This window comes from Mesorhizobium sp. M1307 (genome assembly GCF_040318155.1).
In the GTDB taxonomy this organism is placed as follows: Bacteria; Pseudomonadota; Alphaproteobacteria; order Rhizobiales; family Rhizobiaceae; genus Mesorhizobium.
This window is the reverse complement of the sequence record NZ_JAMYLR010000006.1, coordinates 123568-147475: the sequence shown is the minus strand read 5'-3', so window position 1 is coordinate 147475 and position 23908 is coordinate 123568. Positions and strand designations below refer to the sequence as shown.

Annotated in this window: 27 protein-coding genes and 1 tRNA gene; 8 read left to right on the top strand and 20 right to left on the bottom strand. The window is 62.5% G+C overall.

What is annotated here, in order from left to right:
* Nucleotides 1–91: 91 nt before the first annotated feature.
* Both rlmH and rsfS read right to left on the bottom strand, forming a co-directional pair.
* Nucleotides 92–574, bottom strand: a complete 483-nt coding sequence (gene rlmH, locus NKH16_RS10390; RefSeq protein WP_023678067.1) for a 23S rRNA (pseudouridine(1915)-N(3))-methyltransferase RlmH — start codon at nucleotides 572–574, stop codon at nucleotides 92–94.
* A 61-nt stretch (nucleotides 575–635) separates the two neighbouring features.
* Nucleotides 636–1013, bottom strand: coding sequence for a ribosome silencing factor (gene rsfS / locus NKH16_RS10385; RefSeq protein ID WP_023678068.1), 378 nt, complete (start codon nucleotides 1011–1013; stop codon nucleotides 636–638).
* 239 nt (nucleotides 1014–1252) lie between these two features.
* On the opposite strand from rsfS, the gene NKH16_RS10380 reads away from it, so the two are divergent.
* Nucleotides 1253–2110 (top strand): mechanosensitive ion channel family protein, encoded by an 858-nt coding sequence (locus NKH16_RS10380; protein WP_352742928.1) that lies wholly within the window; start codon nucleotides 1253–1255, stop codon nucleotides 2108–2110.
* A 26-nt stretch (nucleotides 2111–2136) separates the two neighbouring features.
* Here NKH16_RS10380 and NKH16_RS10375 read toward each other — a convergent pair whose 3' ends face one another.
* The 5 genes from NKH16_RS10375 to obgE form a co-directional block, all read right to left on the bottom strand.
* Nucleotides 2137–3426, bottom strand: coding sequence for an MFS transporter (locus NKH16_RS10375; RefSeq protein ID WP_352742927.1), 1290 nt, complete (start codon nucleotides 3424–3426; stop codon nucleotides 2137–2139).
* Nucleotides 3427–3519: 93 nt separating this feature from the next.
* Entirely contained in the window at nucleotides 3520–4107 is a 588-nt protein-coding gene (locus tag NKH16_RS10370) for a nicotinate-nucleotide adenylyltransferase (protein ID WP_031212055.1), read from the bottom strand.
* Nucleotides 4108–4270: 163 nt separating this feature from the next.
* On the bottom strand, nucleotides 4271–5557 hold the full coding sequence (locus tag NKH16_RS10365) for a glutamate-5-semialdehyde dehydrogenase (RefSeq protein WP_352899213.1): 1287 nt from the start codon (nucleotides 5555–5557) through the stop codon (nucleotides 4271–4273).
* 13 nt (nucleotides 5558–5570) lie between these two features.
* A complete protein-coding gene (gene proB / locus NKH16_RS10360; protein ID WP_352504903.1) occupies nucleotides 5571–6725 on the bottom strand; it encodes a glutamate 5-kinase in 1155 nt (384 codons plus the stop codon).
* 2 nt (nucleotides 6726–6727) lie between these two features.
* Entirely contained in the window at nucleotides 6728–7759 is a 1032-nt protein-coding gene (obgE, locus tag NKH16_RS10355; RefSeq protein ID WP_352742925.1) for a GTPase ObgE, read from the bottom strand.
* 172 nt (nucleotides 7760–7931) lie between these two features.
* On the opposite strand from obgE, the gene NKH16_RS10350 reads away from it, so the two are divergent.
* Nucleotides 7932–8801, top strand: coding sequence for an endonuclease/exonuclease/phosphatase family protein (locus tag NKH16_RS10350; RefSeq protein ID WP_352683292.1), 870 nt, complete (start codon nucleotides 7932–7934; stop codon nucleotides 8799–8801).
* Between the two features lie 10 nt (nucleotides 8802–8811).
* On the opposite strand, the gene NKH16_RS10345 is transcribed toward NKH16_RS10350, so the two are convergent.
* The 3 genes from NKH16_RS10345 to NKH16_RS10335 form a co-directional block, all read right to left on the bottom strand.
* Nucleotides 8812–9399, bottom strand: coding sequence for a GNAT family N-acetyltransferase (locus NKH16_RS10345; protein ID WP_352613307.1), 588 nt, complete (start codon nucleotides 9397–9399; stop codon nucleotides 8812–8814).
* A 120-nt stretch (nucleotides 9400–9519) separates the two neighbouring features.
* Nucleotides 9520–9789, bottom strand: coding sequence for a 50S ribosomal protein L27 (gene rpmA / locus NKH16_RS10340; protein ID WP_023678077.1), 270 nt, complete (start codon nucleotides 9787–9789; stop codon nucleotides 9520–9522).
* A 98-nt stretch (nucleotides 9790–9887) separates the two neighbouring features.
* A complete protein-coding gene (locus NKH16_RS10335) occupies nucleotides 9888–10595 on the bottom strand; it encodes a 50S ribosomal protein L21 (RefSeq protein WP_352450883.1) in 708 nt (235 codons plus the stop codon).
* Between the two features lie 337 nt (nucleotides 10596–10932).
* On the opposite strand from NKH16_RS10335, the gene NKH16_RS10330 reads away from it, so the two are divergent.
* Nucleotides 10933–11022 (top strand) — tRNA-Ser (locus NKH16_RS10330).
* A 75-nt stretch (nucleotides 11023–11097) separates the two neighbouring features.
* On the opposite strand, the gene NKH16_RS10325 is transcribed toward NKH16_RS10330, so the two are convergent.
* Together NKH16_RS10325 and NKH16_RS10320 are read right to left on the bottom strand one after the other, a co-directional pair.
* The gene (locus NKH16_RS10325) at nucleotides 11098–11673 is read right to left on the bottom strand and encodes a DUF308 domain-containing protein (RefSeq protein WP_352742924.1); all 576 of its coding nucleotides are present in this window, start codon (nucleotides 11671–11673) and stop codon (nucleotides 11098–11100) included.
* A gap of 76 nt (nucleotides 11674–11749) precedes the next feature.
* Complete coding sequence (locus NKH16_RS10320; RefSeq protein WP_352742923.1) at nucleotides 11750–12346, bottom strand: TetR/AcrR family transcriptional regulator; 597 nt, start codon at nucleotides 12344–12346, stop codon at nucleotides 11750–11752.
* Between the two features lie 723 nt (nucleotides 12347–13069).
* On the opposite strand from NKH16_RS10320, the gene NKH16_RS10315 reads away from it, so the two are divergent.
* From NKH16_RS10315 to NKH16_RS10295, 5 genes are all read left to right on the top strand, one after another.
* Entirely contained in the window at nucleotides 13070–13987 is a 918-nt protein-coding gene (locus NKH16_RS10315) for an alpha/beta fold hydrolase (protein WP_352742921.1), read from the top strand.
* A gap of 174 nt (nucleotides 13988–14161) precedes the next feature.
* On the top strand, nucleotides 14162–14416 hold the full coding sequence (locus NKH16_RS10310) for a hypothetical protein (RefSeq protein ID WP_352742919.1): 255 nt from the start codon (nucleotides 14162–14164) through the stop codon (nucleotides 14414–14416).
* 32 nt (nucleotides 14417–14448) lie between these two features.
* Nucleotides 14449–14940, top strand: coding sequence for a hypothetical protein (locus tag NKH16_RS10305; protein ID WP_352742917.1), 492 nt, complete (start codon nucleotides 14449–14451; stop codon nucleotides 14938–14940).
* Nucleotides 14941–15013: 73 nt separating this feature from the next.
* Nucleotides 15014–15307: a PadR family transcriptional regulator gene (locus tag NKH16_RS10300; protein WP_352742916.1), complete on the top strand. Its 294-nt coding sequence runs from the start codon at nucleotides 15014–15016 to the stop codon at nucleotides 15305–15307.
* Nucleotides 15304–15909: a hypothetical protein gene (locus NKH16_RS10295; RefSeq protein ID WP_352743013.1), complete on the top strand. Its 606-nt coding sequence runs from the start codon at nucleotides 15304–15306 to the stop codon at nucleotides 15907–15909. Before NKH16_RS10300 ends, NKH16_RS10295 begins: the two co-directional genes overlap by 4 nt.
* Before the next feature lie 55 nt (nucleotides 15910–15964).
* On the opposite strand, the gene NKH16_RS10290 is transcribed toward NKH16_RS10295, so the two are convergent.
* The 8 genes from NKH16_RS10290 to NKH16_RS10255 form a co-directional block, all read right to left on the bottom strand.
* The gene (locus tag NKH16_RS10290) at nucleotides 15965–16972 is read right to left on the bottom strand and encodes a hypothetical protein (RefSeq protein WP_352899204.1); all 1008 of its coding nucleotides are present in this window, start codon (nucleotides 16970–16972) and stop codon (nucleotides 15965–15967) included.
* A 102-nt stretch (nucleotides 16973–17074) separates the two neighbouring features.
* Nucleotides 17075–18910, bottom strand: coding sequence for a DNA helicase RecQ (gene recQ, locus NKH16_RS10285; RefSeq protein WP_352742912.1), 1836 nt, complete (start codon nucleotides 18908–18910; stop codon nucleotides 17075–17077).
* Between the two features lie 363 nt (nucleotides 18911–19273).
* Nucleotides 19274–19612, bottom strand: coding sequence for a cupin domain-containing protein (locus NKH16_RS10280; protein WP_352450889.1), 339 nt, complete (start codon nucleotides 19610–19612; stop codon nucleotides 19274–19276).
* Nucleotides 19613–19636: 24 nt separating this feature from the next.
* The gene (gene kduD / locus NKH16_RS10275) at nucleotides 19637–20404 is read right to left on the bottom strand and encodes a 2-dehydro-3-deoxy-D-gluconate 5-dehydrogenase KduD (protein WP_352742910.1); all 768 of its coding nucleotides are present in this window, start codon (nucleotides 20402–20404) and stop codon (nucleotides 19637–19639) included.
* Entirely contained in the window at nucleotides 20401–21258 is an 858-nt protein-coding gene (gene kduI, locus NKH16_RS10270; protein ID WP_352742909.1) for a 5-dehydro-4-deoxy-D-glucuronate isomerase, read from the bottom strand. The genes kduD and kduI overlap by 4 nt, the downstream gene beginning before the upstream one ends.
* A gap of 28 nt (nucleotides 21259–21286) precedes the next feature.
* Nucleotides 21287–22063: a FadR/GntR family transcriptional regulator gene (locus NKH16_RS10265; protein WP_352618125.1), complete on the bottom strand. Its 777-nt coding sequence runs from the start codon at nucleotides 22061–22063 to the stop codon at nucleotides 21287–21289.
* Between the two features lie 10 nt (nucleotides 22064–22073).
* Nucleotides 22074–23354 carry a TRAP transporter large permease gene (locus NKH16_RS10260; protein ID WP_352742907.1) on the bottom strand — a complete coding sequence of 427 codons (1281 nt, stop codon included), beginning with the start codon at nucleotides 23352–23354 and terminating at the stop codon, nucleotides 22074–22076.
* 4 nt (nucleotides 23355–23358) lie between these two features.
* Entirely contained in the window at nucleotides 23359–23886 is a 528-nt protein-coding gene (locus tag NKH16_RS10255) for a TRAP transporter small permease (RefSeq protein ID WP_023678090.1), read from the bottom strand.
* Nucleotides 23887–23908: the final 22 nt, after the last annotated feature.

Sequence of the window (23908 nt, the reverse complement as noted above, 5' to 3'; positions counted from 1 at the left end):
CGTCATCGACAAACCCCATGAGGCCAAACTGTCGATGAGCATTGGGGCAAAAATCCGGGCGGCTGGCATCAATTCGCCGACGGAGCCGACTTCATGAACGATGGTAGGGGTGACCGGAAAGGATCGTGGCCGCCCGGTAAAGCTGCTCGCCCAGCATCACGCGGACCAGCTGATGCGGCCAGGTCAGCGCGCCGAGCGACACCGTCAGATCAGCCAGGTCGCGCAGTGACTGGTCATGGCCGTCGGCGCCGCCAATGGCGATCACCAGCGCCTTGCGCCCGCCATCGCGCAGCGAACCTATGCGGCCGGCGAAATCCTCGGAGGAAAGGTTCTTGCCGCGCTCATCCAGCAGCATCAGCGCCGTGCCCGGTTGCAAGTGCGTCTGCAGCTTCTGGCCTTCCTCGCGCCGGCGCTCATTGGCCGTCTGCGCGCGACCTTCGGCAATCTCGACGATCCCGGCGAATTCGAGGCCTACGGCAGGACCGCTCCTGGCAAAACGCTCGAAATAGCGGTCGGCCAACTGCTTCTCGGGGCCGGCTTTCATTCGGCCCACGGCATGAACCGTAATCTTCATCCCTGCCTCGAAGAGCCGCTGATGCATGTCGGACAACGACATGCATCAAGACGAATACGGCTCAGTGGAGGGTCTCCTCCTCGAGATCGGGCGCCTGCCACATCTTTTCGAGATTGTAGAAGTCGCGGACCTCGGGACGGAAGACATGGACGATGATGTCGCCCGAATCGATCAGGACCCAGTCGGCGCCAGCCAGCCCCTCGACGCGCGCAGTGCCGAGCCCGGCATCCTTGAGCGCCTTAAGGAGATGATCGGCAACAGCCGAGACATGACGGTGCGATCGGCCAGACGCGACGACCATGTAGTCGCCGAGGCTCGATTTCCCCTGAATGTCGATTGAGACGATGTTTTCGGCCTTGGAGTCTTCCAGACTGGCAAGGACTGTCTTGATGGCGCGGGACACGGCGTCGTTTACGCTGATCCCGGCCGGCGAAGGCACGATGTCGGCCTTCTTCCGCAGTGCTGTTCTCAGTGTATTTCCTTTCGCAGCAAGAACAACCAAATCACCTCTGAAATCAGGTGACACTGCTTAGATAGGCAGAGTTAGGTTGCAGTTTCAAGACACCGCTCGCAAGCAGGCACCCGGCAGCGGCCGAATATCCGGCTTTTCGGGCCAGAAAATCGGAACCGCCTCGCCCCGCAGCGGTTATCGGCTCATCCACGAACCGGAATCCCGACATGCCGATCGATCCCCACAACGCCCTCCTCACCGTGCAATCCGGCCTGGCGCAACTCAGCACGCTGATCGTCTCCTACTCGCTTTCGGCGGTCGGCGCCGTCATCCTGCTGGTCATCGGCTACATCGTCGCCGGCCTCGCCGAGCGTTCGATCTATGCCGGCCTCGGCCATATCAGCGGCTTCGACGAAACGCTCCGCCATTTCTTCTCGCAGGTCGTCCGCTACGCCATCCTGGGACTGGTCGTGATCATGGTTCTCGGCCAGTTCGGCGTGCAGACGGCTTCGATCATTGCCGCTATCGGTGCCGCCGGCCTGGCCATCGGCCTGGCGCTGCAAGGCACGCTGCAGAACATTGCCGCCGGCATCATGCTCCTGGCGCTGCGGCCGTTCCGCATCGGCGAATATGTCGAAGTCGGCGCGATATCCGGCACCGTCGAGGAGATCGGGCTGTTTGCCACAACGCTGAGGACGGTCGAAGGCGTCTACGTGCTTGCACCCAACTCGACCCTGTGGAACCAGCCGGTCCGCAACTTCACCCGCAACGGTGTGCGCCGCGGCGACATCACGCTCAGCATCGGCTCCTGGAACGACATCGATTTTGCGCAGAAGACCATGCTCGGTGTCGCCGCCGCCGACCGGCGCGTCAGGCGGCAGCCGGCGCCGATCGCCTTTGTCGCGACTGTCGGCGACAGCACCGTCGCCATCACCTTGCGCTACTGGACGGCGGCTGCCGATTTCTTCGCCGCCCAGATCGACCTCACCAAGAGCGTCAAGCAGGCGTTCGATGCCGAGGGCCTTTCGGTCCCGGCGCCGGCACCGAAAGCGCCTCAGCCGGATGCCTCGGCCACGCGGCAATAGAGCATTTGAAACCAGCTGGAGGGTGTTCAAAGTCCTTCGCGCCGGCGCTGATCTTCGGGCGCGAAGGCGAGATCGACAGGCAGCGGCGCCTGCGCCGTCATTGGCGCGAAACTGCCGGTCTCGGTGGCGGGCACCGGCCGGACCATGACGACGCGCCAGAGAACGAACAGGCAGTAGGCGGTGGCAATGACGATTGCCACATAGATGAAGGCCTGCGTGCCGTAGACGGCGGAAAGTCCGGTCACAATGCCGGGTACGACGAAGCCGGACAGCGACCAGGCAAACAAAAGCGAGCTCGACAGCGCCACCATGTCGTCCTTGCCGGCGCGGTCGCCGGCATGGGCGCTGGCAAGCGAATAGATCGATTCCGAGGCGCCGTCCCAGACCACATAGATGACGAGCAGCGCCGCCAGCGCGCCGCCGTCGAAACCGAGGGCAAACAGGCCCGCCGCGGCGGCAAGCGCAGACGCCGCGATCAGCACAAAGCGCCGGTCGGTGCGGTCGGAAATCCAGCCGAGCGGGATCTGCAGGATCAGCGTGCCGACTGGCATTGCCGAAAGCAGCAAGGCGACGTCGGCCTGGCTGTAGCCCTTGGCTGTGGCATGGATCGGCGCAAAGCCCGAGATCGTCATCGACAGGCCGCCGACGGCAAGCATGCCGGCAACGCCGACCGGGGAGATCCGCCAGGCGCGGCTAAGCGCCACGGAAGCCGCTTGCGGCGCCGGTGGCTGCGCGAGCCGCGTCAGCCCGACGGGAAGGATCGACAGCGCGGTGAAGGCAATGCCGATCAGCGGCGCGTCGGCCGCGCGGATATCGATCAACGCCAGCGTCGAGTAGCCGACGCCGAGTCCGGCGACATAGGCAACGTAGAAGATAGCCATGACCCGGCCGCGGATGGCGTTGGCGACGACATCGTTCAGCCAGCTCTGCGCGACAATGAACAGGCCGCATATGGCAAAGCCGTAGAGCGCTCGTGCAGCGATCCATGGCAATGGGTGCGGCCCGGCGCCGACCGCGGCGTTGGACAGCACGATCAGTGCCGACAGCACCATGAACACGCGGGCATGGCCGACACGCCGCACCAGCGGCCCGGTCAGGATGCAGCCGGCAAGGCCGCCAGCCGAAAGGCCGGTGACGATCAGCCCCGCCCATGTCGGATCGAAGCCCTCGGCGCCGAGCCGGACTGGGATATAGGCGAACATCAGCCCATTGCCGACGGCGATCAGCGCCATCGACAAGAGGATGCTGGCAATGGCGATCGACGGCGCCGGCTGCCGTAGACCGTTCTTGTCCTGGTCGCGCTCGAGAATCGTCATGACCGAGGATCGCCCATCAAGCAGGTCAAGGCAGCGGCAAAAGCGACATCACCGGACTTGCCTTCTCCCCTTGTACAGGGGAAAAGGAGGCTCCTATCCCTTTGCCACCTTGCGGATCGCGCTCGACGACAGCGACGAACGCGGGCCGTGGATGAAGGTCCAGGCCGGCGCCGTCATGCGGGCGAGCCGCGGTGCGTCGCCCTCGTCGACGCGAGCATAGTCGAAGGTCTTGGCGACCACCGACGACAGGAACGACAGCGTCGCACCTGGCCGGTCGACCACCGCGATCGGGAACGTCATGACGATGCGGCGCCAGCGCTGCCAGCGGTGGAAGTCGCGAAGCGAGTCGGCGCCCATGATCCAGACAAAATCGACGCCCGGGTTACGCGCCTTGACCAGCGCCAGCGTGTCGGCGGTGAAGCGGACGCGGTGGGCCGCCTCGAATGCGGTGACCTTGATCTTCGGGTTCTTCGCGATCTTTTCGGATAGCTGCAGCCGCTCGGCCAGCGGCGCCAGGTCTCCGGCATTCTTGAGCGGATTGCCGGGCGTCACCATCCACCACAGCTGATCGAGCGCAAGGCGTCTGAGTGCGATCTCGGCGACCAGCGCATGGCCGGCATGCGGCGGGTTGAACGAACCGCCGAACAGCCCGACCGCCACGCCTTTCCCGGCATGCGGCATGTGCAGATAGTGGGAGGATACGGATTCCTTACCCTCCCCCTTGTGGGGAGGGTCGATCCGCGAAGCGGAGCGGGGTGGGGGTGTTGCAGAGTTCAGCGTCGCACCCCCACCCGGCTCGCGATGCTCGCCACCCTCCCCACAAGGGGGAGGGTAAGACCGGCGCTCAAGGCCTCACCTGTCCCGACCCGCGTACGCGGTATTTGAACGAGGTCAGTTGCTCGACGCCGACCGGCCCGCGTGCATGCATCTTGCCGGTGGCGATGCCGATCTCGGCGCCCATGCCGAACTCGCCGCCATCGGCAAACTGGGTCGAGGCGTTGTGCAGAAGGATCGCCGAATCGACCTCGTTGAAGAACCGGTCGACCGCTGTGGCGTCCTCGGCGATGATCGCCTCGGTGTGATGCGAGGAAAACGTCTCGATATGCTCGATGGCGCCGCCAATGCCGTCGACCAGCTTCACCGCAATGATGGCATCGAGATACTCGGTCACCCAGTCTGCATCGGTCGCGGGCTGGGCATCGGCATATAGCCTCAGCGCCTCGGCATCGGCATGGATCTCGCAGCCTGCCGCCCGCAAGGCCTCGAGGATCGGCACCAGGTGCGTGCCGGCGGCGGCACGGTCGACCAGCAGCGTCTCGGTAGCACCGCACACCCCGGTGCGCCGCATCTTGGCATTGACCGCGATCTTGACCGCCATGTCGAGATCAGCCGATCGGTCGATATAGAGATGGCAGATGCCCTCGAGATGCGCGAAGACCGGCACCCGTGCCTCGTTCTGCACACGCTCGACCAGGCTGCGGCCGCCGCGCGGAATGATGACCTCGAGATTGCCGGAAAGTCCTTTCAGCATTTCGCCGACGGCGGCGCGATCGGTGGTCGGCACCAATTGTATGGCATCCTCCGGCAGCCCGGCTGCCTTCAGCCCCTCGACCAGGCAGGCATGGATAGCGGCGGAAGAATTCGCCGAATCCGAGCCGCCGCGCAGGATCACCGGATTGCCCGCCTTGAGGCAGAGCGCGCCGGCATCGGCGGTCACGTTAGGCCGGCTCTCATAGATGACGCCGACGACGCCGAGCGGCGTGCGCACCCGTTCGATATGCAACCCGTTCGGCCGGTCCCATGCGGCAATGACATCGCCGACCGGATCGCGTAACCCGGCGATCTCGCTGATACCGTCTGCCATGGCGCGGATGCGGGCGGGATCGAGCTTCAGCCGATCCATCGACGCTGCCGATAGGCCAGCCTCCCTGCCATTTCTGATGTCGATGGCATTGGCGTCGAGGATGTCCTGCTCATGCCGAAGGATCGCCTGAGCCATGCCGAACAGCGCCGCGTGCTTGCGCTCGGCCGCAGCTATGGCCAGCGGGCGGGCCGCGGCACGCGCGCGGCGGCCGATATCGGCCATCAGCGCCACGGTATCATCCCGGGATTTTTCATGCAGCGTCAGCATGGCTCATCCTCCGCTATGTAACCTGGTCACCGACTACTTGCTCGCCACCGGCATGGCTCACCACAAGATCGTCGCGGTGGATCATCGCCGAACGCGCCTCGTAGCCGAGCACGGTTTCGATCTCGGCCGTCTTCAGGCCAGCGATCCTTACGGCATCGGCGGCATCATAGGCAACCAGCCCGCGCGCGATCTCGCGGCCCTCGGGCGACAGGATCGCCACCGTGTCGCCACGCGCAAAATTGCCGCTGACCAGTTTGACGCCGGCCGGCAGCAGCGACTTGCCGGAGAGCAGCGCGCCGATGGCGCCGGCATCGACGGTCAGCCGTCCTGCAGGTTCGAGCTGCCCGGCGATCCAGGTCTTGTAGCCCTTGACCGGATTGGCGCTCGGCCGGAAGAAGGTGGCACGCTCGCCGCGCTCGATTGCCAGCAGCGGCGACAGCCGCGTGCCCGATGTGATGATCATGGCGGTGCCGGCGGCGGTCGCGATCTTGCCGGCGTCGAGCTTGGTGCGCATGCCGCCGCGCGACAATTCCGAAGCAGCGGCACCCGCCATCGCTTCGATGTCGGGAGTGATGCGGTCGACGACCTGAATGAATCGAGCTTGCGGGTCACGCGCCGGCGGTGCCGTGTAGAGCCCGTCAACGTCGGAGAGCAGCACCAAAAGGTCGGCGCCCATCATAGTGGCGACGCGCGCCGCCAGCCGGTCGTTATCGCCATAGCGGATTTCGGAGGTGGCCACCGTATCGTTCTCGTTGATGACCGGCACCGCCTTCATCTTGAGCAGTGTCGAGATCGTCGCCCGCGCGTTGAGATAGCGGCGGCGCTCTTCGGTGTCGCCGAGCGTCAGCAGGATCTGGCCCGATTTCAAGCCATTCTTGCCGAGCGCATCCGACCAGGCGCCGGCTAAGGCGATCTGCCCGACGGCAGCAGCAGCCTGGCTCTCCTCGAGCTTCAGCGCCCGCTTGCCGAGGCCGAGGATGGTGCGGCCGAGTGCAATCGCCCCGGAAGACACGACGAGAATTTCGGCGCCGCCACTGGCCAGCACGGCGATGTCGTCGGCAAGCGAGGCCAGCCAGTCGCGCTTCAGGCCCGTCGTGCGGTCGACAAGCAGCGCCGAGCCGATCTTGACGGCAATGCGCCGATAATTTTTCAGCGATTGCGCGGCCATGGCTATGCGTTCCAGCGCGTCTCGACCGGCGCGGCGACGGCTTCGCGTGCCTCCGCCACCACCCCCATCAGCGCGCGCAGCACCGCCTCGACGCCCTCGCCGGTGACGGCGGAAAGCAGCATCGGCGCGCGGCCGGCGGCGCGTTTCAGCGAGGCGGCTTTCGCCTTGCGCGCGGCGGCATCGAGTATGTCGACCTGGGAAAGCGCGACGATCTCGACCTTGTCGGTCAACCCGTTTCCATAGGCGCCGAGTTCGGCGCGCACGGTCTTGTAGGCCTTGCCCGGATTTTCTTCCTGCGCCGAGACGAGGTGCAGAAGGACGCGCGTGCGCTCGACATGGCCAAGGAAGCGGTCGCCGATGCCGACACCTTCATGCGCGCCTTCGATCAGGCCCGGAATATCGGCAATGACGAATTCGCGACCGTCGATGCGGGCCACGCCAAGGCCCGGATGCAGCGTGGTGAAGGGATAGTCGGCGATCTTCGGCTTGGCCGCGGTGACCGCCGCCAGGAAGGTCGACTTGCCGGCGTTGGGCAGCCCGACAAGGCCGGCATCGGCGATCAGCTTCAGCCTGAGCCAGATGTTGAGCTCTTGGCCCGGCAGTCCGGGATTGGCGCGGCGCGGCGCCTGGTTGGTCGAGGTCTTGAAGTGCTGGTTGCCGAAACCGCCATTGCCGCCCTTGGCCAACAGAAAGCGCTGGCCGACGACCGTCAGATCGCAGATCAGCGTCTCATTGTCCTCGGCAAAGACCTGTGTTCCGGCCGGCACTTTCAGCGTTACGTCGGCACCCTTGGCGCCGGTCATGTTGCGGCCCATGCCGTGCGTCCCGGTCTTGGCCTTGAAATGCTGCTGGTAGCGATAGTCGATCAGCGTGTTCAGCCCATCGACCGCCTCGACCCAGACATCGCCGCCGCGACCGCCGTCGCCGCCGTCCGGGCCGCCGAACTCGATGAACTTTTCGCGCCGGAACGACACCGAACCGGCGCCGCCGTCGCCGGAGCGGATGTAGACCTTGGCTTGATCGAGAAATTTCATCGGATTGTATGGTTTCTGCTATTGGCTTTGCGGGATTGCTCTAAACCAAGGCGGGTCGAAGGGCGAGGGCCGTTTTTGCTACTGTAACGTCGCGCGTAGCTCTGGACGCGTACCATTTGGTTGACCCTTGCCGAAAAATCGATCCTCGGCTTTCCAAGCGCGAGATGTCGGAATGAAGCTGGTAACTTACAATATCCACTACGGCGTCGGCCTCGACGCCCGCTATGATATCGGCCGTATCGCCGATGCCGTGCGCGGCGCCGACGTGATCGCGCTGCAGGAGGTCACCCGCGCTAACCCGAAGAATGGCGGCCGCGACATGGTGGCCGACCTCGGCGAGGCGCTGCCCGACTATTTTGCCGTCTACGGCAGCAATTTCGAAGCCGACGCTGGCTCGCGCCTGGAGAACGGCCGCGCCATCACGACCACCTTCCAGCTCGGCAACATGGTGCTGTCGAGGACGCCGATCCATCTGTCGCGCAATCTCCTTTTGCCGCGCAGCCGCAGTGTCGAGGCGATGAACTTCCAGCGCGGCGCGCTGGAGGCGCTGATCGAAACGCCGCTTGGTCCGATCCGCTTCTATTCCACCCATCTCGACCACCGCAGCCCGGTTGAACGCCTGAGCCAGATCCGCTTTCTGCGCCAGCGTCTGTTGAAATACCCGCTCGAGGGCGGCGGGCTCTCCGGCGTCGCCGAGATCGGCTTGCCGGACCTGCCTTGTCCCGACGCCTTCGTCGTCATGGGCGACTTCAACATGCTGGCTGGATCGCCGGAACATGTCGAACTCGCCGGCCAGCCTGACCATGAATTCGGCATGCCGGTGACCGCCGACCTCGCCATCGATGCTGCCACGCGCCTCGGCGCCGCCGGCGCCGATCTCGTCACCTGGGTCGACCCCAAGCGGCCGGGCGATACCAGCCGCTACAAGCGCATCGACTACGTCTTCACCAGCGCCTCGCTTGCCAAATCGCTGAGGCGCCTGTGGGTCGACCGGCAAGCGGCCGGTTCGGATCACTTGCCGGTCTGGCTCGAGATGACGTGAGCCGCATCCATCAAAAATGCACCCAGTTCCGCAGGCTGGTCCAGGTCTTGCGATCGAGACGGTAGCGCTCGACCGGCACCTGACCGGCAACGATCGAGTTCAGCATGCCCTGGCCGGCATACTGGAAGCCGCATTTGTGGATGACCCGGCGCGAGGCCGGATTGATAACCCGCGTCGAGGCGTGCAGCACCTGGATCGTGGTTCTCTGGAAGGCAAGGTCGACCAGTGCGTGCGCTGCCTCCGTCGCGTAGCCGCGTTTCCAGTACGGCTCGCCGATCCAGTAGCCGAGCTCCAGCCCACGATCCGTGGTGTTGAGCCCGGCACAGCCGACGAAGGTCTCGGTGCCGGCCAGCGTCAACGCATAGGCGATTCCGGCCCGGCGCGATGCAGTCATGGCCAGGAAAGCGCGTGCCTCCGCCTCGCCATAGGGATGCGGCATGCGAGCCAGCATTTCCGCGACATGGCGGTTGTCGGCGAGCGCCACCAATTGCTCGATGTCGCTCTCACGCGGGGGCCGCATGACTAGCCGCTCGGTGATCAGGACCGGGCAATCTATCGCGTAACTTTCGTCGTCTGTCGCTTCCGCTTCGGCAACCATATCAAAGTCCTCCAGGCACAAGAAAAAGGGGAGATGGAAACCCATCTCCCCTGATCCATTTCCTGGCTTGGCCAGACACCGGTTCCCGAGATGGGTGCCGGTGTTCTCGTGCGGAACCGGCTACTCCGCTGCCTTCGTCATCGGGTTCACCGATACGTAGGTTCGGCCATTGGCTTTTTTGTTGAAGGTGACTGCGCCAGCTTCGAGCGCAAACAGCGTGTGGTCCGTGCCAATGCCGACATTGGTGCCGGGATGCCACGTCGTGCCACGCTGACGAATGATGATGTTGCCCGGAATCACGGCTTCGCCGCCGAACTTCTTCACGCCGAGCCGCTTGGAATGGGAGTCGCGACCATTGCGCGACGATCCGCCAGCTTTCTTGTGTGCCATCTAACTACTCCGATGCGCCGCGAGGCGCCTAAACGATCTTATGAACGCGTTCGCGTTCCGTTTCAAGTCCGATCCGGCGACGATTGCGCCGGTTCGTTCTACTTCTTCGCCAATTCCTTGGCCTGCTCGCGCCAGTCCTTGATCTGGTCGGCGCTGAACGGCATGTGCTCGTCGATCTTGGCGACGTCCTTGTCGGACAGCTTGGCGATCTGGGCAAAGGTGGTGATGCCCTGTTCGTTGAGCTGGCCGGCGGCGACCGGGCCGATGCCCTTGATCACGGTCAGGTCGTCCGGCTCGCCTTTCGGCGCCTTGAACAACGGCGCGGCGGCTTCGGCAGCCTTGTCCTCGGTCGTCTCGGCTTTGGCTTCCTTCTTCGGCGCAGCCTCTGCCTTCGCTGCTGCCTTCGGCGCGGCTTCAGCCTTCGCCTCGGTCTTGGCGGCGACCTCGGCCTTGGCTTCGGTCTTGGCGGCGGCCTTCTTCGCCGGCTTGGCGCCACCCAGCAGGATTTCGGCGATCCTGACGGTGGTCAAAAGCTGGCGATGGCCGATCTTGCGGCGCGAATTCTGCCGACGGCGCTTCTTGAAGGCGATGACGGTGCGGTTCTTGCCTTGCTCGACGACTTCGGCGGTGACCATCGCACCATCCACGAACGGCGCACCGAACGTGACGTTTTCGCCTTCGCCATGCGCGAGCACATTACCGATCTCGACGATGTCGCCGACATTGGCTTCGAGTTTTTCGATCTTCAGGAGATCGTTGGCGGCAACGCGATACTGCTTGCCGCCCGTTTTGATGACTGCGAACATTTTTTGCCTTTCGCTGTTCGGTCGGCCTTGATGAACCGCTTCAGGCGGTTCGGCCGTCTTTTTGTCAGTCTGCGGGTTCAAAAAACAAGCGGCGCGGAAGACCCCTCCACGCCGATTGCGCGCTGTCCCTAACCGAAGGTCCGGCTTGAGTCAAGGCAAGCGCCGCGGGCAAGCTGCGAATGGGTTAAGCCCAGACCTTGCAAATATCGAGCAACGGCCACCGGAGCCTCGAAGAAGCATGGACAGAAGCTGCGGCGCCGGGGCAGATTGGCCCTTGTAACCTGCCTGTCCAGCCGTTATCTAGTGCGCCGCGCCGGCAACGGCGGACCATGACCGCGGAGAGGTGGCAGAGTGGTCGAATGCACCGCACTCGAAATGCGGCATGGGTGCAAGCCCATCGGGGGTTCGAATCCCTCCCTCTCCGCCACTTCGGAATGTGTCCATTCCGGACCCATAGGTAACAGCATCTCTCATCGCGCCGGTAATGGCTTAAGATGGCACGCTATGCAGCCTTCCGCCGCAATTGGCTCACGCTCAGCCACACCGCCGAAACCAGGAAATACAGGGCGCCTACTGCGGCATAGCCGGCCACGTTGGAGATCGATGGCGGCATCGGCATCCGCGTCTGCGCGATGAAAAACGTGCCTGCCAGTGCTGATTGCCCTCCGCTCAGGATCATCGCCCACTGCGCACCAGAGCTCTTCCAACGGCGGACGGCGGTGCCGAGTTGAAGCAGGCCGGACAGGATCGCCCATAGGCCGAACACGCCGAGCACCCAATTCATGCTCATCTTCAGCGCAACAATGACCGCGAGCGTTGTCGCCACACTGACCACGACGTTGATGGTCTGGGTGCGATTCTGTCCCAATCCTCCGCTGCGCGATGCGTCGACAAAATTGGCCAGGGCATCCCATGCAGGATAAGCCACGAGCAAAACCGCCGCGACCACCCCGGAATGCTGTCCCACCATAAAGGCAGCCGCCACCCAGACAGCCGAGAATGCCGTCCGAGCGAAGTAATAGAGCTTGAGCCATTGTTCCTGGCTGGCGCGGGAAAGATCGCCATCGTGAATCGTCATTGGATCATCCTTTCGACTAGTAGGTAGGGCTCTCGACGAATGTCGCAGAGTGATTGCTATTATGGTTAGTTGAGATCTAGGCCCGCATCCGGGGGGAAGCGCGGAGCCGCTCCAGGAGCGGGCCTGTCACGACGCCGAATATCTTCGGATCGCCATAGGCCCGTGCTGAAAGCATCGCGCCGTGAACGGTCGCCATGAACGCTTCAGCCTCGGCACGAGGGGTGCTCATCAGTCGAAATTGGCCGTGCCGCACGCCGCGCTCCATCACCGATGTAAGCCACCCTGACAGCGAGCGGAAATGCGCCCGGACCTCAAGGCTAACTTCCTCGGGCAGCACGGGGAGCTCGCTTGCCAACAGCGCGCAGATACAAAACGGGGCGCTGGCGTTCGCGATGCAGGCTTCCCAATACCCGGCATAGATCCGCAACTGTTCGAGCGGATCGGATTCGTGAAGTTCGACATTTGCCATCCCCGCTTCAGTTTCTTCGCGATACCGCGCAACCAGCGTCCGAACCAGATCGACCTTGCTTGGGAAATGGTGATGAATGCTCGCCTTACGGATCCCGACCACTTCAGCAATGTCGGCATAACTGAAACCGTTGTAGCCGCCAGCCACGATCAGTGAACGTGCACAAGCCAGGATGTCGTCAGAGGTGGTAGACAAGTTGCTCATGCTTTTACCTACCTTCTGGTAGGATGGCAGTCAAGCCTCCTTGCACCGCGAGTAGCGTGAATTGCGTGGCTATGGCGTAGACCTCATTCGATCTTCATTGTTTTCGGCCCGCCATCAATTCAAAAAGCTCCGGGTGTTTGTCGATCGAGGTAGCCATCCCACTTCGAGGACGAGGCAACACCCTCCGGCCGACCGGACCACCGCTAATAGCCGTGCGGCACTAGGCGTCTGCACCGACTGCGCTATCTCCCCATCGTTAGCTTGTTCTATCGCTGGTTGAAGACTGGGAGGTTTCCATGGATCGGCGACTATTTTTGACAGGAATGTTTGGCATTGCCGGGGCCGCGGCCCTTGCAAGCACAGTTCGGCCAATCAACGCAGTGGCCGGCGTTCCAACTGCCAGAAGCGGCATTCTCGATGAACTCGAGGCGCCGGATGTCGAGACCTTCGACGACGACGAAACTCAAGCAGAGTTGCAACCAGTCTATCATCGCCGGTGGCACCGGCCGCGCCGGCGCCGCCGGCGCGCTTGGAGAAGGGTCTGTCGCGTTTACTGGCGAAACGGCTATCGGCGCAGGCGGTGCTTCCGCAGGCGCGTCTGGGTCTGGTTTCGATTCTAGCAACTGGCCGGCTTGAACCCTGGCCATCGCGGCCGGGGTTTTCGCCTCAGGCGGCCGTTAGCGCCCTTAGGGAGCTTTCCTAAGGGCGCGGAGAAAGCTGACGGTGTTTGCAGGTTTCAGAGCCACCAGCCTACGACTGGACGATACGACGATTTTCGCAAGGGTCGGAGGCACCGGTCCGCCGCTGCTGCTTCTTCACGGTTTTCCAGAAACGCATCTGATGTGGAGGGATATCGCCGCAGCCTTGGCGCCCCGCTTCACGGTGGTCGCCGCCGACCTTCGAGGCTATGGGCAAAGCGGATGTCCGATTTCCTCTGCCGATCATAGCCCATACGCCAAGCGCGCCATGGCCGGCGACATGGTTCAAGCCATGAAGCAACTAGGGTTTGAGCGGTTCATGATTGCCGGGCATGATCGCGGCGGGCGGGTTGCCTATCGCCTGGCGCTGGACCATCCCGACAAAGTGCTCAAAATCGCCGTCCTCGACATCATCCCCACCGCCGCAACATGGGATCGGGCGGATGCCAGACTGGCGCTTGGCTTCTGGCCCTGGAACCTTCTTGCCCAGCCGGAGCCCCTGCCGGAGCGTCTGATCGGCGCGGCTCCCGATGCTGTCGTCGACGATGCAATAACGCAGTGGGGATCGTCAGCGAAAATGGTCTCCAAAGAGGTCCGGAACGCCTATGTTGATGCGCTTCGCGATCCCGCGCATATTCATGCCATCTGCGAAGAGTATCGCGCCGCTGCGACGATCGATCGTGAACATGACGCGTTGGACCGCGCAAACGGTCGTCGCATCGACTGTCCGCTACTGGCGCTATGGAGTGGCGAAGGCGCCCTGGAGAACTGGTATGCGCGAGAAGGCGGGCCGCTGGCCATCTGGAGGAAATGGGCCGACAGAGTGGCAGGACGCGCTGTCCAAGGCGGGCACTTTTTCCCGGAAGAGCACCCCGACAAGACGGCAGCGGCTCTCTCGGAATTCTTTGAAGACAAACAGGTCGGTCAGCACAGAGTATTGTAGAGGTCACATGCTTCAGTTACGCGGAACCTCGCGAGTGCTTCGCGGCCCTAGATCGAGAACCCTCCGAAAATCCGCCCGTCCGGCATCAATGTGCTTGATAAGGGAATGAAGGCGATCTCCACGGCCACGCCTCTGATATGCAGCCTCATGTTTGTCGGAAGTTGCGCATCGCCTTTGCCGGCATCCTTTGATGCTGCGAAATACGACAAGATGAGTTGCGTCGAGCTCAACGTGGCGATCGGCGCTGTCGCCGACGAAATGTCGGCGACAGCCATCGCTCGTGGCAAAGTCGTCCACACCAACATTCCGGGCTGGCTGTTGGGAGGGCAGCGTGTCGCCTCGACCGTAGCTGCCCGCCAGAGTGCGAAGATCGAGCACTTGCGGCAGCAGGAGGCTGCGATTGCAGCGGCGAGACGAAGCCGGTGCTAATCGTCTCTTAGCCGTTCGATAAAACGCCTCTTATGGATATGCCGATCGCGGACCGCCTGCAGCCTGCGAGCAAAATCGTGGGTCGTGCCACATTCCTCGGCAATTGCCTTGAGGTCGAGCAGAAGGCTGGCGGCCTCATCGTAGCCGGGAGGGTTGCGGCGTTCGATCTCGCTCTCCACCTCACGCCAGACGCTTTCGCCGCGCCGCGAGAGCGCATCGAGCCGAATACGGCGGGCGCGCGCCTCTTCCGCCGCCTGCCGTTTTCTTTCAGCCTCTCGTTGCTCCTCCTGCGCGCGCTCGCGGGCCTGACGGATCGCCTCGGCACGGGCTCGCAGTTCGACGGCCGAGCGCGGAGCGACGGCGGGTCGAGCCGCCGAGGTCTGCAACGCCTGGCGATCCTGAACGAGCGCCCGCAGCTCGCTTGCTACATGCGAATCGCCCTCCATGGGCCGATGATTCTCATAGCCTTCTCCGCTTCGGCCTTCGCCTTCATCTGGACCGCCTCGTTGCGAGGTTCAATTTGATTGACGGAGAGGCTTTCGTTTTGTAAGACTCACTCTTACAACTTGTTACTTTGGGTGTTGAGGAAGTCTGCCCATGAACGATTTGCCGAGACTATCGAACATCGAGCACGAGATTTTGGAACTGCTCCGATCCGGCGAGAAATACGGTCTGGAGATGGTGCGTGCCTCTGCTGTGCTGAAGCGCGGTACGGTCTATGTCACACTTGATCGCATGATGGCCAAAGGCTTCGTAACTTCGCGCGCAATCCGCAATCCTAATGAACCGGGAATGGCGCGTCGAGTCTACTCGATCACCGCTCTTGGTCAGCGCGTCTTGAGAGCTAGGCAGGCTGCTGAAGCTGCTTTTGCCTTGGGGGCACCGGCATGAGATGGATTAGGGGAATCGTCGCAGCCGTTGCAGTGGTCGCCTTCGCTATGGCCTTCGTTGTTTCGACTAATAGTGTGCCCTCAGTTCGAGTTGTGGAGGTCGCGCAGTTGGTATTGTTTGTGGTCGTGATGGGAGCGGCACTTGTCTCCGCTATCTTCCTAATTCGGGATCGACAAAGGATTGCAGCAGAAAACCTTGAGCTTCATATTCGCGTCAACGCTCTGAGCGCTTTACATCGGGACTTAAAGCCAGCCAATTTGCGACTAAAGGGTGGACGGCCTGACGAGATCACGTCAGTTGATTTTCACATTAACATTGCGACCGAATTCCTCGCCGAGCCTCGTATCAAACTCGATCGCGCTCCAGCCGAACGCCTAGTTGGCCTCTTGCGGGCTGTATTCTCCAGGCGAGCCTTCGAGGCAATCTTCTCGCAGATCGTTATTGACGGGCGAGAAGAGTATTTCGAAGCGTTGTCGATGGGTCGCACACACTTGGCTCGCTGGCGTTTGACGCAAATCTATCTGATTGTGATATTCACCGCTCTTACATGGACAAGCGTTTCAATAACCCAAAAGGCCATCCAAATTTGGCGTGTCGGCTGAGCAGGCTCGTGCACTGGAGAGCGCTGATCGCAAGCCTCCTCATCCCGATTATTGATCAAGTCGCTTTCTGGATCGGAAAATAACTATCAGCCATGTCAGCGGCCCCTTTGAGATGAGGTTCGAGGTTTTTTAGGATGATATGGCCGCAGAGAGCCACCGCTCGATTGGCGAAGGCGGAGTATTCAGCGTTCGGTCCAACTCTCCCCTCGTGAAATATCACGCTGGGATATCCATAAACGTCGTCCCACTCCTTTTTCAAATCTGAGAGACCCGACTTTTCCAGCACTCTAAGTACACCTTGGCGAAGGCTTAGACGATGCGAGTGGTTCATGATCGTTTTCACGACTTCCTCTGTTTCAGTCTGCGATAGTTTTGTGTCCCTTTTAGCCACCTCAGCCGCATGCGTGATAAGTTGCTTTTGTCCAAGGCTCCATTCCTCTTGTTGGCCAAGGCCCTCAACGGTCGAGAGTGCCAAAACCAATTGCGCGAGAGGCTCCGGATTCATAAATGCCGCATTCAACAAGAGGACAGCCTTTTCAAAGGAGTCTGGCAGCTTTAAAGACTGATCGATAATCAGTTGGCCAATGTTAGGCAGAAAGGGATCGGGCTGCGTGCGCACAACGCCTGTCGCAGACACTTTGAACAGGCCCACTGTCCCGTCATCCACATAAACGTCAATTCCATGGACATCAGAGCGACGGTCCTTTCCATCTACTGCTTTCATTGCGGCGAGAATGTCTGCACTCATCTGACCCGAACCGCGGTCGTGCCCAACATCTATGCCTAATCTTACAAACAGGGACGAAATTGAGGTGGCTATCTTAAGCTTTTGCCCAAATTCCTTGGCTTCCTCCTCAGATTTAAAACCACTCACTCCGACGACCAACCAATAGCTTTCGGAGATAAGCTCCTCCTTGTTAAGGCCCGTCAGCGTGGCAGTCCTTCCACTGATCTCAAACTCATGTTCGACCTTCTCAAGGGCAAGCATCTTGGCAACACGAAAACGGAATCGCACCTTAATACCGGGCTTCCACTCAATTGCACCTCCCTGAATGCCGTCCAAGACTATAACTATAACTATAACTATAACTATAACTGGAACTTGGCCGGCACCAGCAAGGTAGTCTGCTGTTCCAGCAAAACGTTGGCGAAGAGCGACATATCTTCAGATCGATCCAGCGGATTGATGCGCAGCGATCGCGCCGAGGAATATCTCGCCGAAATCCTTGAGCTTGGCGGCGCCGACGCCGTTGACCGCGGCGAAGGCGTTCAGGTCACGCGGGCAGCGTTCGGCCATATCGATCAGTGTACGATCCGAAAAGATCACGAAGGCCGGCACCTGGCGTTCCCGGGCAAGACGCAGCCGTACAGCCTTGAGCGCGGCCAGCAGCGCCGAATCCAGACCTTCCGTGCCTGCTGCGGTATGCTCAGGACGTATCTTGCCTCGCGACGACTGGCGCGCGTCCACGCGATACCGGAACGAGGCCTCGCCCCGGGCCAGCGCACGGCCCTTCTCGGCAATGGCGAGGCCGCCATGGCCGGCTGAGTCCAATGTCAGGAACCCTCCCGCTACGAGCTGGCGGAGCAGCGACAGCAAGAAACTCTTTTTATGCGCCACACCGGTGCGGAAGCTGGCAAGCCTGTGGTGGTTCCTGTCCAGGACCTTCTCGGTCTCATGGCCGAGCAGGACATCGACGACATGGGCGACGCCGAAGCGCTCGCCGGTCTGTGCGATCGCCGCCAGGATGATCCGCGCCTCCGCCTCGCCATCCGCATGCGGCGCCTGATCAAGGCAATTATCGCAATTGCCGCAAGGCGAGGCGTTTTCGCCGAAATAGCCAAGCAGAATCTGGCGGCGGCACTGCGTCGTCTCGCAATAACCGATCAGCGTTTCGAGCCGGCCATGCGCGCGCCTTTTGTGCTCAGCCGGTGCGTCCTCGTCTTCGATGAAAAGCCGGCGCATGCGGATATCGCCGAGACCGAACAGCATATGTGCCTCGGCCGCCCGCCCGTCGCGGCCCGCGCGCCCGATTTCCTGGTAATAAGCCTCCAAGCTGCCCGGCAGGTCGGTGTGGAAGACATAGGCGACGTCCGGCTTGTCGATCCCCATGCCGAAGGCGATGGTCGCCACCATCACCACGCCGGACAAGGTCATGAAAGCGTTTTGATTCGCTTCACGCGCGTCCTTGCTCATGCCGGCATGATAGGCGAGCGCGCGTACGCCGCTGCGCTCGAGGAACGCCGCCATCTCTTCGGTCTTTTTGCGTGACAGGCAATAGACGATCCCGCTGCGGCCCGCATGGCGCTGCACGAAGCCGAGCAGTTGGCGCTTGCTGTCCTGCTTGGGCTCAATGCCTAGCTTGATGTTCGGCCGGTCGAAGCCGAGCACCACGGTATCGACGCGCCCGTCGAACAGTTGCGCGGCAATGTCGGTGCGCGTCGCCTCGTCCGCCGTCGCCGTTAGTGCAATGATCGGCACATCGGGGAAGATGCCGCGCAGCCGTGACAATTCTTCGTATTCGCGCCGGAACGCCGGTCCCCATTGCGAGATGCAATGTGCCTCGTCGATGGCGATCAGCCGGACATCGAGCTTGGTCAATGCCTCGAGCATTCGCACCGTCATGAGCCGCTCCGGTGCAAGATAGAGCAAGCGCGTCTGGCCTGCCGCGACGCGGCGCCATGCAGCGACATTGGCATCGCGGTCGAGCGAGGAATTGATCGTATCGGCCGCCACACCGGCAAGGCGCAATGCGGCGACCTGATCCTGCATCAGGGCCACCAGCGGCGAAACGACAATGGTGAGCCCGCCCAGCACCAGCGCCGGGACCTGGTAGCAGAGCGATTTGCCGGCGCCGGTCGGCATGACAGCCAGCACATGATGCCCGGCCAGTAGCGCCTCCATCACGGCCGCCTGGCCGAGACGAAAGTCATCGAAGCCGAATACATCCCTGAGGACGCGCCGCTTGGAATCCTCTGTCGGGATGCTCGCTGCTACCTGCATTACAGAACTTTCGGGGATACGACCTGCCGAAATTCCCCGGCGAATCGCCAGGTGATTGCCTGGACAGCAGATTCGAACATTTATCGACCCCTCTGATCCTGTCCGCGGCACCGCCTGAGGCGAACTTCTCACTCATTGGCCGATATGAGGCCGTCGTTCCAGCCCCTATTCGCTTTGACTGTGAATATCGCACCGCTTCGGAGCGGTTAATCCTATCTTCACCATCATTCGGCAGGTTCAGGTTCTGCGGTGATGTTTTGAGTACCGCGGCGCCACAAGCGCCCAGGCAACACGCCCGCGTCTCTCCGGAGGCGCGGGTTTTTTCGTTCCGAGAACCGGCTACCTGATCTTCAGGCCCGCAGCTCAGTCGAGGAAATCGGCGCGGTGCGGCGTAAAGCTGTCGACCAGCCGTCCCGCCTGCAGCGCCTTGACGCCATGGACAAGGTTGGAAGGAACGATGAAGCTGCTGCCGGTTTCCAGGATCTCGGTCCTGCCGTCGATGGTGACTTCGAAGCGGCCTTCGGCGACATAGCTCGCCTGGACGTGCGGGTGCGAGTGTAGCGCGCCGACGCCACCCTTGTCGAAACCGAATTCGACCATCATCAGCTCATCCGTGTGCAGGAGCACGCGCCTGCGGTTGCCATCCGGCGTCGGCGTCCACGCAGCCTCGCCGGCATGCGAGAAGATTTTGGTTCCGGTCATCGCCAAACTCTCACCTTTTGTTATTCATCGTGCCAGCCAGCCGCCGTCCACCGGCACCACCGCGCCGTGCATGTAGTTGGACGCCGGCGCCAGCAGGAAGACGGCTGCGTCGCCGATGTCTTCCGGCGCGCCCCAGCGGCCGGCCGGAATGCGCGCCAGGATCGAAGCGCTGCGGTCGGGATCGGTGCGCAGCGCCTCGGTGTTGTTGGTCTCGATATAGCCCGGCGCAATGCCGTTGACGTTGATGCCCTTTGCCGCCCATTCACATGCCAGCAGGCGGGTGATGCCGAGCACGCCGTGTTTGGAGGCGGTGTAGGAGGCGACGCGAATGCCGCCCTGAAAGCTCAGCACCGAAGCGATGTTGACGATCTTGCCACGCCGTCCAGATTCGGCAAGCACGCGCCTGGCAAAACTCTGGCTGAGGAAGAACACCGTCTTGAGATTGACGCCCATGACGCCGTCCCAGTCGGCTTCGGTGAGGTCGACCGCGTCGGCACGCCGGATGATGCCGGCATTGTTGACCAGGCCATCGAGCGGCCCCGTATCCGCCCAGACGCGGTCAAGCATCGCCTGGGCGGCGGCATCGTCGCCAAGGTCGCAGAGGACCGCCTCGAAGCGGCCGCCGACAGCCGCAATCTTCTCCGCCGTCTCGTCCATCGCCGACCGGCCGACGCCGGCGACCGCGCCGCCTGCGCGCGCGATCGACACGGCGATGCCTTGGCCGATGCCGGTATTGGCGCCGGTGACGAGGATGCGCTTGCCGGCAAGGCTGAAGGCCGAGAGATCGCTCACTTGAGCTCCTCCATCGCCACCAGGTCGACATCGGTATAGTCGACATTATCGCCGGCCATCGCCCAGATGAAGGCGTAGTTGGAGGTGCCGGCGCCCGAATGGATCGACCATCCCGGCGACAGCACCGCCTCCTCGTTGCGCATGACGAGATGGCGCGTTTCGTCCGGCTCGCCCATGAAATGAAACACCCGCGCCGCCTCCGGCAGATCGAAATAAAGATAGGCTTCCATGCGCCGGTCATGCACATGGCATGGCATGGTGTTCCAGACCGAACCGGAGGCAAGCTGCGTCATGCCGACGACAAGCTGACAGGTCTTTACCCCATCGGCATGGATGAACTGGAAGATCGAGCGCTCGTTGGAGGTTGCCTGGCTGCCGAGATCGAGCCGCTTGGCATCGCCGATGCGGATCAGCCGGTTGGGATGGCTCTGATGCGCCGGCGCGCTGAGCAGGTAGAACTTAACCGGCTCAGCCAGATTGGTCGCAGCGAACGACACCTCATCGGTGCCCATGCCGAGATAGAGCATGTCGCGTGCCTGCAGCTCGTAGGATTGACCGCCGGCTTGCACGACGCCTGCCCCGGCGATGTTGACGATGATCATCTCACGGCGGTCGAGAAAATTCTTGGTCCCGGTCGGCTTGATCGCCTGCAGCGGCAGCGGTGTGCCGGCGGGCATGGCGCCGCCGACGATCATGCGGTCGTAATGGGTGTAGGTCAGGCTGATGCTGCCGGGCCGGAACAGGCCTTCGATGAGAAAATTGTGTCGCAGCTCGTCCGTGCCCATCACCGCGGCAGAAACAGGGTCGATGGCGAAGCGGGAGGTGAAATCGGTATGATTGTCGGTGTGATTCATTGCTGTCCCATGGGGCTGCCTCAATTGCTCATTCGGTTGCCGCGGCCTTGACCGAGTCGGCATAAAAAATCTGGCGCGCGTGCAGGCGCTCGCGATAGCGCTGCTGGCTGGCACCGAGATGCGCGCGCATCGCCTCCCGCGCCGCTTCGGCATCGCCTGCCGAGATAGCGTTGAGGATCATCAGGTGTTCGCGCTGCAGGCCGCGCTGGTAGGCGTCGGACTGTGCGAACTCGGTCGACCAGGGCGAGGTCACATCGCAAGGAATGGCGCGCCGGCCGAGCACGTCGAGCATCTCGACATAGAACGGATTGTTGGTGGCGCTGGCGATTGCGCGGTGGAAGGCAAGGTCGGCCGGTCCAGTCGGCTCGCTGTTGAGGAGCAGCCGTTCGAACTCGAAAAAGGCTTCCTGGATTGCCGCTTCCTGCGCGGCGTTGCGCCGGATGGCGGCGAGCCCGGCGGATTCGATCTCGATCGCCAACCTGACTTCGAGCACGTTGAGGGCAATCGAATCCTTGCTGCCCATCTCCGCTGCCAGAGCACCGAACGCTGTCGAGATATGTTCGGTGACGAAAACGCCGGCGCCCTGGCGCGGCTCGACCAGGCCGTCCGCGGCAAGCTTGGCCAGCGCCTCGCGTATCACGGTGCGGCTGACCCCGAAGGTTTCCGTCAGCTGGCCCTCGGTCGGCAGCTTTTGCCCAGGCTGGATCTCGCCCGCCTGCAGCTGCTTGCGGATCGCCGCGACGACGGTTTCCGAAAGCTTCGGTCTTCGTTCGACGCGGAGCCCGACGGCAGTGTCCGATGCCATGTCGCACCTCCTATTTGAAGACGCTCGGCAGCCATAGCGAAATGGCCGGAATGTAAGTGACGAGCGCCAGCACCACGAGGCCTGCGCCATAGAATGGCCAGATCGAGCGCATCGATTCCCAGACCGATATCTTGCCCACGGCACACGCCACGAACTGCACTGCGCCCACCGGCGGCGTGTTCAGCCCGATGCCAAAATTGAGGATCATGATGACGCCGAAATGCACCGGATCGACACCGTAGGCCTGCGCCACGGGCAGGAAGATCGGCGTGCAAATGATGATCGTCGGCCCCATGTCCATGAACGTGCCGAGGAACAGCATCAAGAGGTTGAGCAGCAGAAGCACGACCAGCGGATCGTCCGAGATCGCATTCATGGAGGCGATGAGCGCTGCCGGCACTTTCAGGAAGGCCATCAGCCACGAGAACGCCGCCGCCATGCCGATGATGAGCAGCACCATGGCCGTGGTGCGCACGGCGCCATGGGTGGCATGAACGAACCCTTCCCAGGTCATCTGCCGGTAAACGAAGACGGTCACGAGCAGCGCATAGATGACGGCGATACAGGAACTCTCGGTGGCGGTGAAGACGCCCGATCGCACGCCGCCGAAGATGATCGCGATCAGCAGCAGGCCGGGCACGGCGACGGCGAAAAGATGCGCGACCGCGCTGAAGCCCGGAAACGCCTCGGTCGGATAGCCGCGGGAGCGCGCGACGATATAGGCGGTGACCATCAGCGACAGGGCCAGCAGCAGGCCCGGGATGATGCCGGCCGTGAACAGGTCGGCGATGGAGATCTTTCCGCCTGCCGAGATCGAGTAGATGATCATGTTGTGCGACGGCGGCAGCAGCAGCGCGATCAGTGCCGCCATCGACGTGACGTTGACTGCGTAGTCCGCTCCATATCCACGCGCCTTCATCTGCGGGATCATCAGGCCGCCTACCGCCGCTGCCTCCGCAACCGCTGAGCCGGAAATGCCGCCGAACAGTGTAGCGGTTGCAATGTTGACCTGGCCGAGGCCGCCGCGCAAATGGCCGACGAGCGAGCCGGCGAAGGCAACGATCTTGCTGGCGATGCCGCCGCGCACCATCAAGTCGCCGGCGTAGATGAAAAACGGAATGGCCAGCAGCGAAAAGACGCTCATGCCGGAATTCAGGCGCTGGAACACGATGAGCGGCGGCAGGCCCATATAGAGGACGGTGGCGAGGCTTGCAACGCCGAGGCAGAAAGCGATCGGCGTGCCGATAAGCATCAGCAGGGTGAAGACGCCGAAGAGAATCCACAGTTCCATGGCGTCAGACCTTCACGTTGGCGGTGTCGAGTTCGGCCGCGACTTCGGCCGGCGGCAGTTCATCGAGGGCATCGTCGATCGGCGCGCCGGAGAGGCGAAGCACGATGCGCTCCAGCGTGAAGAGCACGATGAGCGCGCCTCCCGCGACAAGCGGGACGTAGTCCCAGCCCCCCGATATGCCGAGTGACGGCAAGACGGAGCCCCAGGTCAATGCGACCAGCTGGCTGCCATACCAGATCATGCCGATGCCGAAGGCGAGCGCGACAATATCCGAAATCATCCGCAGCCAGCGCTTGCCGCCTTTCGGCAGCACGTAGAGCAGTACGTCGAAGCCAAGATGGTAGTTCTCGCGCACGCCGACGGCAGCGCCGAGGAAAATGAACCAGCTCATCAGCATCACCGAGCCCGGCTCGGTCCAGCTCGGCGAGCGGTTCAGAACATAGCGGCCGAACACCTGCCAGGCGACGAAGGCGGTCATCAGCACCAGCCCGATGCCGGCGATCGACAGCGCCGCCGTGCTGACGCGCGACATCACTTGCGCGACGCCGGACAGG